General features: G+C 68.7%; 8 protein-coding genes and 1 pseudogene. 2 read left to right on the plus strand and 7 right to left on the minus strand.

Annotation, left to right across the window (positions count from 1 at the left end; translation table 11 throughout):
• From RMO30_RS00710 to RMO30_RS00720, 3 genes and pseudogenes are all read right to left on the minus strand, one after another.
• Positions 1–183, minus strand: a pseudogene (locus RMO30_RS00710) (MFS transporter); the annotation flags it as partial.
• Positions 184–249: 66 nt separating this feature from the next.
• A complete protein-coding gene (locus RMO30_RS00715) occupies positions 250–1,683 on the minus strand; it encodes an aminotransferase class V-fold PLP-dependent enzyme (RefSeq protein ID WP_309708167.1) in 1,434 nt (477 codons plus the stop codon).
• The gene (locus tag RMO30_RS00720; protein WP_309708170.1) at positions 1,680–3,107 is read right to left on the minus strand and encodes an MFS transporter; all 1,428 of its coding nucleotides are present in this window, start codon (positions 3,105–3,107) and stop codon (positions 1,680–1,682) included. Before RMO30_RS00720 ends, RMO30_RS00715 begins: the two co-directional genes overlap by 4 nt.
• A gap of 34 nt (positions 3,108–3,141) precedes the next feature.
• Here RMO30_RS00720 and RMO30_RS00725 point away from each other — a divergent pair, with 34 nt between their 5' ends.
• Positions 3,142–4,692, plus strand: a complete 1,551-nt coding sequence (locus RMO30_RS00725) for a succinic semialdehyde dehydrogenase (protein WP_309708173.1) — start codon at positions 3,142–3,144, stop codon at positions 4,690–4,692.
• A gap of 126 nt (positions 4,693–4,818) precedes the next feature.
• Here the strand turns inward: RMO30_RS00725 and RMO30_RS00730 are convergent, their stop codons facing one another.
• Positions 4,819–5,208 carry a twin-arginine translocase TatA/TatE family subunit gene (locus RMO30_RS00730; RefSeq protein WP_309708176.1) on the minus strand — a complete coding sequence of 130 codons (390 nt, stop codon included), beginning with the start codon at positions 5,206–5,208 and terminating at the stop codon, positions 4,819–4,821.
• Positions 5,209–5,266: 58 nt separating this feature from the next.
• Here RMO30_RS00730 and RMO30_RS00735 point away from each other — a divergent pair, with 58 nt between their 5' ends.
• Positions 5,267–5,899 (plus strand): class I SAM-dependent methyltransferase, encoded by a 633-nt coding sequence (locus tag RMO30_RS00735; protein WP_309708179.1) that lies wholly within the window; start codon positions 5,267–5,269, stop codon positions 5,897–5,899.
• A 35-nt stretch (positions 5,900–5,934) separates the two neighbouring features.
• Here RMO30_RS00735 and RMO30_RS00740 read toward each other — a convergent pair whose 3' ends face one another.
• The 3 genes from RMO30_RS00740 to RMO30_RS00750 form a co-directional block, all read right to left on the minus strand.
• Positions 5,935–6,105, minus strand: coding sequence for a DUF3117 domain-containing protein (locus RMO30_RS00740; RefSeq protein ID WP_191281480.1), 171 nt, complete (start codon positions 6,103–6,105; stop codon positions 5,935–5,937).
• A 112-nt stretch (positions 6,106–6,217) separates the two neighbouring features.
• Positions 6,218–7,390, minus strand: coding sequence for a hypothetical protein (locus RMO30_RS00745; protein WP_309708188.1), 1,173 nt, complete (start codon positions 7,388–7,390; stop codon positions 6,218–6,220).
• A 20-nt stretch (positions 7,391–7,410) separates the two neighbouring features.
• The coding region (locus RMO30_RS00750) for a M20/M25/M40 family metallo-hydrolase (RefSeq protein ID WP_309708191.1) at positions 7,411–7,880 on the minus strand (470 nt) is incomplete at its 5' end.

Below are 7,880 nucleotides of genomic sequence, written 5' to 3' on the forward strand. Positions count from 1 at the left end.
GACATCCCAGAGCTTGGCGACGGTGATGGTGAGCCCGGCGAGCGCAATCGGGATGCCGAGTGAGTCGGTCATGTAGAACACGAGCACCAAGCCCGTGACGGCGATGAACCCGCTCACCGCCAATTCGCCGGTGGCGTAACGCAGCACGAGGCCGGCTCGGAGTCGGTCTCGCGCTCGGGTCATGGCTATGAGAGTAGTGACAGTCAGCAGCCCTGAGCGCGCCCCCGTGCGCGGGTCACGAACGACGGTTCAGGCTGGTTCGACGAGCCGCGCGAGGAGTTCGGTGAGGAGGCGTTCGGCGAGCGGAGCAGGAGTGGCTTCGATGATCGCCAGCAGCGGCGCGAGGGCCTCGGGGAGGGCACCGCCCGCAGTGATACCGAAGGCGGCGAGGATCGCGGCCGCGGTGTCGGAATCGAGGGGGCCGGTCATCTCCGGGAGCTGGCTGAACGCGGCGGTCGGGTCGACGTGGGGGATGCCGCGCACGGCATCCGCTGCCTCCTTCAGCACCCTGAGCAAGTCGGGCAGCACGCTCTCGGTGACGGGCGTGATCGTGAGGTGGGTCGTCGCCGGGATGCCGGAGGATGCGGGTTGCAGTTGCAGCACGAAACCGAGGCGTCGGGCGGCATCCGACCAGTGATGCGGATCGACCTGCCTCTCGAGCGACGCGGAAGGGTCGGCGGCGACGGCAAGCAGCGGGCCGACGGGGGTGCCGACTACGCGGAGGCCCTCGATCGCGGTGACGGCTTCGACGATCGCCGTCGTCGATCGACGGCACGAGTCGGCGAGCGACTGGAAGCCGCCGACGCCGAGGGCTCGGGTGATCGCCCACGCTGCGGCGAGCGGGCCGGCGGATTTCGAGCCGAGGATCGTCGGATTGACGACCGGGTAGCCCGGCCAGCGAGTGGTCGCGAAGTACTGCATCCGCTGCCGGTCGCGACCGCGCTGCAGCAACACCGAAACGCCCTTCGGCGCATACCCGTACTTATGTAGGTCGGCGCTCACGCTCGTGACTCCGGGCACCGCGAAGTCCCAGGCGGGCAGACCCGGCCAGAACGGCAGCACGAGTCCGCCGATGCAGGCGTCGACATGCACCGGGATGCCGCGAGCCGACGTCAGCGCGGCGACCTCGGCAACGGGGTCGAGCGTCGCCGTCGGATACGACGGTGCCGAGACGACGACGAGAGCGACGTCATCCCCGAGTCGTTGCTCGATCGCGGAAGCCGTCACCTCGCCCTCGGCAGACACCGGGACGATGTCGAGCGCGAGGCCGAAGTAGTGCGCCGCCTTCTGGAACGCGGCGTGCGCGGTCACCGGGATGACCAGTCGCGGCTGTCCCGTGCCGCCCGCGGCGACCCAGACATCCCGTGCCGTCTTGACCGCGAGCAGACAACTCTCGGTGCCCCCCGTCGTCACCGTGCCGACCACCTCGGAGTCGCCGTGCAACAGGCCCCGGACGAAGCCGAGCAGGTCGCGTTCGAGCGCCGCGACCGAACCGAACGTCGTCGGGTCGAGGCCGTTGACCGGCTGCATGAGTCGCACCGCATCCGCGGCGAGCTCATCGAGCTCGGCGAGCCCCGGATCGTAGACGTAGGAGAGCACATGCCCGCCGTGGGTGGGAGCGTCCCCCGCCCGCAACTCGCGCAACCGGTCGAGGATCGCCGCGGGGTCTTCGGCGAACGTCATGCGACGGGCGCTCCGGGCGGCGGGGCGGCGGCGTGCCGCACGAGACGGTCGATGTCCGCCTTCCGGAGCGGGTAGCGCGCGAGCGAGATGAGGCTCGCGAACATCAGCAACGCCGGGATCACGCTGAATCCCAGGATGATTCCGATGATGGCGCTCTCGGGCTGGGTGACGGTCTGCTCGGCGACCGTCGGGATGAACCCGGTCACGCTGAGCACGATCGACAGGATGGTGCCGCCGAACGCAAGACCCGCAGTCTCGCCCGCCGTCCAGACGCCGCTGAATGTGCCGGCTCGGCCGGGTCCGTGCGTCTCGGCATCGTGCGCGACCGTGTCGGGAAGCATCGCAAGCGGCAGCGACTGCAGCCCCGCGTAGGCCGCCCCGGCAAGCGCCACGGGCGCGAAGATCCACTCCCCGGGGAACCAGACGAGCAGCACCATCGAGAGCGCCGCGAGTGCGAAGAGGACCGACGCGATGCGGAACGCACGCTCCTTGCCGATGCGGCGCGAGATGACCGACCACAGCGGCGTCACGAGGATCGCCGGCGCGATGAGCGACAGGAACAGCAGGAGCGTGCCCTGGAGGTGGAGCACGTCGAAGGCGATGTAGGCGACCCCGGCGAGCATGAGTCCGATCGCGAGCGCCTGCATGATGAACGTGAACAGCAGCGCACGATAGGGCTGACTGTCGCGCACCGCCGACCAGCCGCGCCGGAAATGCATCAGCGGGCCGGTCTTGGGCGCCTCCAGCCCCTCGACGGGCTCGGTGCCCGGTGCGCGCGGGGTACGGTCGGCTCGAGCGCTGCGCTCGACGGTCGAGGCGATCAGGAACGCGACGAGGAAGATCACGCCGGCGACGGCCGCCATCACGAGGTATCCGAGATATTCGGTGCCCCCGTTGTTTGCGACGAGCAGCACGATCTCGGGGGCTCCGCCACCGAAGGCGAGAATCGCGAGAGTCAACACGATGACGCGCGCCGACAGCAGGCGGGTGCGGGCGTCGTAGCTGTCGACGAGTTCAGCCGGCAGCGCGATATACGGCACCTGGAAGAGGCTGAACGCCGTCGCGGCAAGCAGGAACGCGACGAGCACCCAGGCAGCCGAGGCGAGTGGCGGAAGCCCTGGCGGCACGGCAAAGGTGAGCACGAAGAAGACCGGCAGCAGGATGGCGCCGATCACCATGAACCGCCGGCGACCACCCGTGCGGGCGAGACTGCGATCGCTGCGCGCGCCGATCCAGGGGTCGATGATGACGTCCCAGATCTTCGAGATCGTGAAGGCCGCGCCAGCGAAGGCGGGGTTCACCCCCAGGGTGTTGGTCATGTAGATGAGCAGCACCAGACCGGGCAGGGTTCCGAATCCCCCGGTACCGACCGAACCGACCGCGTAGCGGATGACGGTGCCACGACGCAACGCGGATGCCCCCATGCTGTGATCGTATTAGGGAAAGTAGGGTTCTCTCATGCCAGGATCACCGGTCGATCGGTCAACAGCTCAGCACCTGACCCGCGACCTCACCGCGACAGCCAAAGCGCCGGTCGTCGTCATCGCGCCATTCACCGGCGAAACCCTCCACGAGTTGCCCCAGAGCACGCTCGCCGACGTCGAGGTCGCCGCGGAAGCCGCCCGCGAGGCGCAGCAGGCCTGGTGGGCCGCGGGCTTCGCGCACCGCCGCACGGTGCTGTTGCGCGCCCACGATCTGCTGCTGGACCGCCGTGAGGAACTGCTCGACGCGGTGCAGACCGAGACGGGTAAGACCCGCGGGCAGGCGTTCGAGGAGGTCTTCCAGGCCGTCGGCGCGACGCGGTATGCAGCCCTCTCGGCACGCAAGGTGCTGTCGCCCCAGCGGCGACGGGGCGGCATCCCGATCGTCATTGGCACCCGGGTGCGGTACGAGCCGAAGGGTCTCGTCGGCGTCATCACTCCATGGAACTACCCGCTCGCGCTCAGCGTCATGGATGTCGCGCCCGCCCTCGCCTCGGGTAACGGCGTCGTGCAGAAAGCCGACGACCAGGGCGCGCTGACGATCCTCGCCGCGCGGCGGGCCTTCCTGGATGCCGGCGTTCCCGCCGCCCTCTGGGGGGTCGTGTGCGGGCCGGGTGCCGAGATCGGCAACGCGGTCGTCGACGCCGCCGACTACGTGTGCTTCACCGGCTCGACGGCGACCGGCAAAGTCGTCGCCGAGCGGGCATCCCGTCGGCTGATCGGCGTCTCGCTCGAACTCGGCGGCAAGAACCCGATGATCGTGCTCGACGACGTGAACCCCGCGAAGGCCGCCGCCGACGCGGCCTACGGATGCTTCTCGGCCGCCGGGCAACTGTGCGTCTCGATGGAACGGGTCTATGTCGAGAAGGGGGTCGCCGATGCCTTCACCGCGGCATTCGCCGAGCGCACCCGGTCGCTCAAGCTAGGCACCGCCTTCGACTACTCCACCGACAGCGGCTCGCTCACGACGAAGGCGCAGCTCGAGCGAGTGACGGCCCACATCGACGACGCCGTCAAGAAGGGTGCGACCATCCTCGCCGGCGGCAACCCCCGCCCGGAGATCGGCCCCTACTTCGTCGAGCCCACCGTGCTGACGAACGTCACGAGCGAAATGAGCTGCCACCGCGACGAGACCTTCGGCGCCCTCGTCGCCGTACAGGTCGTCGAGAACGCCGAAGAAGCGGTGGCTCTCGCCAACGACTCCGCGTACGGGCTCAACGCCTCGGTGTTGAGCGGATCGAAGCGTCGCGGGCTCAGCGTCGCGCGGCACATCGACGCCGGTTCCGTCAACGTCAACGAGGGCTACCGTGGATCGTTCTCATCGGTGGACGCACCGATGGGTGGCGTGAAACTTTCCGGCCTCGGCCGCCGCAACGGCCCCGAAGGTCTGCTGCGCTTCATGGAGGCGCACACCATCTCGCACGCCACCGGTGTCCTGCAACTCCCGCGTACCGGCGCCGAGTGGCGCCGCCTCGTCGGCCCGATGCTGCTCCTCCTCCGCACATTGAAGACCCTGCGCCGCCGCTAACCCAGGCGCCCGAGCCCCGAGTCGCCGAGCAACATGCGCGGGTAGCCGATCAGATCCGCGAGTCGATCGGGGTAGGGGTCCCCGCTCTCTCGGCTCGCGGGTCTGATCCGTCACCCGCGCTCCGAATCACGTCGACTCGGAGTCGAAGGGCGCCGTCCTCCCCTTGCCCGCTTTGCGCTGACGTTGCTCGTAGGCGGACTCGCGGTATCGGGATGCCGTCGCGGGGCCGTTCGGCGAGACGGGCTTCGCGGGCGGGATGACTTCGTCGACGAGGGCTTCGCGGATGATGCGGCGCGGGTCGTATTGGCGGGGGTCGAGTTTGCGCCAGTCGACTTCGTCGAACTCCGGCCCCATCTCTTCGCGCATGCGCTCTTTCGCGCCGTCGGCAAAGCCGCGGAGAGTCTTGACGAGCCGGGCGAGTTGGGCGGCGTAGCCGGGTAGGCGGTCGGGGCCGACGAGGAAGAGCGCGATCACGAGGATGATCAGCAGCTTGTCGAAGGTCAGCCCGAAGGACACGCCCCTCACGATACCCGGGCTCACGTTGCCTGCGCGGGTCGGCGGATACGCTCGAATCATGGCGGACAAGGACTCGAGCTGGCGGTACGCCGAAGAGTTCGTCGCCGAGCCGGAGGCGATCGCCCTCGCCCGCCGGCATTCGATGGAGTTGGGGATCGACGCGGTCACCCCCGCGATGGGTGCGCAACTCGCCCTTCTCGCGGCGGCAAGCACCTGTCACTCGATCCTCGAAATCGGAACCGGTGCCGGCGTGAGCGGTTTGTGGCTGCTGCGTGGTGCCCCGCTCGCGGTGCTGTCGTCGATCGACATCGAGTTCGATCACCAACAGGTCGCGCGCACGGCGTTCGCCGACGCGAACGTGCCGGCCAACCGCATCCGCCTCATCACCGGCACCGCGGCGCAGGTGCTGCCGAAGATGAACGACGGCGCCTACGATCTGGTGTTCATCGACGCCGATCCGGAGTCACTGCTGGACTACGTGGAGCACGGCTTGCGCATCGCCCGGCGCGGCGGAATCGTCGTCGTCGCGCACGCGCTGTGGCGGGGTCGCGTCGCGGACCCTGCGGCGCGCGACGATACCGTAGTCGACTACCGTGCGTTGCTTGCCACGATCGCCGAATCGTCAGCCGTTTCCGCCGCGCTCAGCACGGCGGGAGACGGGCTCCTACAACTCGTGAAGCTGTCGGACTGAGGCTGACCTGTCGCCCGGAGGGCGAAGCAGAAAGCTCAGACGTTAACCACGCCGCCGAGCGCTTCGTACAGTTCCTTCGCTTCGGCGTCGTTGACCGACACGACGAGGCGGCCACCACCCTCGAGCGGAACGCGCACGATGATCAGGCGACCTTCCTTGACGGCTTCCATCGGCCCGTCAACAGTCCGCGGCTTCATCGCAGCCATGAAATTCCCCTTTCGGATGCCCTGAACTTCTATTATCCCGCACTCCGGGGCTCGCAAGAACCGCGGCACCGATCGGGGGGTCGCGTTCAGGTGTTCGTGGTACGCCGTTCGCCTACGGCGGCGTCCAGTCGTAGACGTCGGCGCGCCACAGGCCGTATGTCCAGAGCACCTGACCGGCGACGCCGAGAACGAGCAGCGACACCCGCCAGACCGGTGACCGCGGCACGGCGAGCGCACCCAGAGCGGGGGCGAGCGGCACAAGCAGCCGGAACGTGCTCGACTGCGGAAAGAAGACAGCGAGCAAGTAGAGCGGGTAGGCGACCAACCAGAACCGGATGTCGGCGCCGAGCCGTTTCGCCCACGGGCTGAGCAGGAATCCGACGTACGCGCCGACGAGGGTGACGAGGGCGGCGATGCCCAGCGCGAGCGACCACGGGTCGGGCAGCCCGAACCACTTGTCGAACCAGAAGTCGGCCCCCTGCACCCACGGGGTGAACGGGATGAGATGCCCTTCGATGCCGAACCCTCGACGCCAGGCGAACTCGGTGTCGGTGTAGGCGGTGAACTCCCCGGTGACCACCCAGGCGATCAGCAGCCAAGCCACACCGGCGAGCGCGCTCACCAGGCCGACGATCACCACCTCGATGCGCTCCCGCCACGGGAACGGGTCGCGCGCCCGGGTGACGAACCGGTGCACGAGGTGCACCAGCAGCGCGAAGGCGAAGGCGAGCCCGCTCGGCCTCGTGAGTGACATCACGACGACGACCGGCACCAGCAGCGCGTACCGCCGGTCGACGAGCAGTAGCAGGGCGACGAACAGCAGGAAGAGGTGCATCGACTCCGCGTACGACACCTGCAGGATCGTCGACAGCGGAGCGAAGCAGAACAGCGCCGTCGCGAAGAGCGCCGAGCCCGGCGGCAGGAACCGCACCATCAGTCGGAAGAAGACGAGCGCCGCGGCTCCGGCGAAGAGCAGTGACACGATCGGCGCGATCCCGGTGAACGGCACCCCGAAGACGGTGAACAGCCGCAACAGGAACGGGTAGGCGGGCATGAACGCCCAGGCGTTCTCTTGCGCGAAGCCGTCGTCGGTTCGCGGGATCTCGTCGGGGTAGCCCGCCGCGTTGACGAACCAGTACCACTGGCCGTCCCAGATGCTCGCGAAGTCGAAGAATCCCGGATGCGCTCCCGTGCGGTCGCTCACCTGTTGCAGGCTCGCAACGATGAGGAAGATCGTCGTCGTCACGATGCGCGAGGCGACGAAGATCGCGAGGACCTTCGTCACCCAGTGACCGGCGAAGACGGTTAGGCGGTCAACCAATTCCGCAGGCCCCGCTCGCAGCGTTCGATCTGCTCGACCGGCACGCGCTCGTCATCGGCGTGGGCGAGCGACGGGTCGCCGGGGCCGTAGTTGACCGCCGGGATGCCGAGGGCCGCGAAGCGGGCGACATCCGTCCACCCGTACTTGGGGTGCGCCTCGCCCCCCACGGCCGCGAGGAAGTCGAGGGCGAGCGGGTCGGTCAGCCCGGGACGCGCGCCCTCCGCGATGTCGGTGATCTCGACCTCGAAGCCGGCGAAGACATCCCGCACATGGCGTTCGGCTAGCGCCGCGTCACGGTCGGGGGCGAAGCGATAGTTAACTTCGACGACGCACTCATCGGGGATGACGTTGCCGGCGACGCCACCGCGGATTCCGACGGCGTTGAGCCCTTCGCGGTAAACGAGTCCGTCGACTTCGACCTCGCGCGGTTCATAGGCGACCAGCTGCTGCAGCA

The organism is Pseudolysinimonas sp. (assembly GCF_031389465.1).
Lineage (GTDB): Bacteria > Actinomycetota > Actinomycetes > Actinomycetales > Microbacteriaceae > Pseudolysinimonas_A.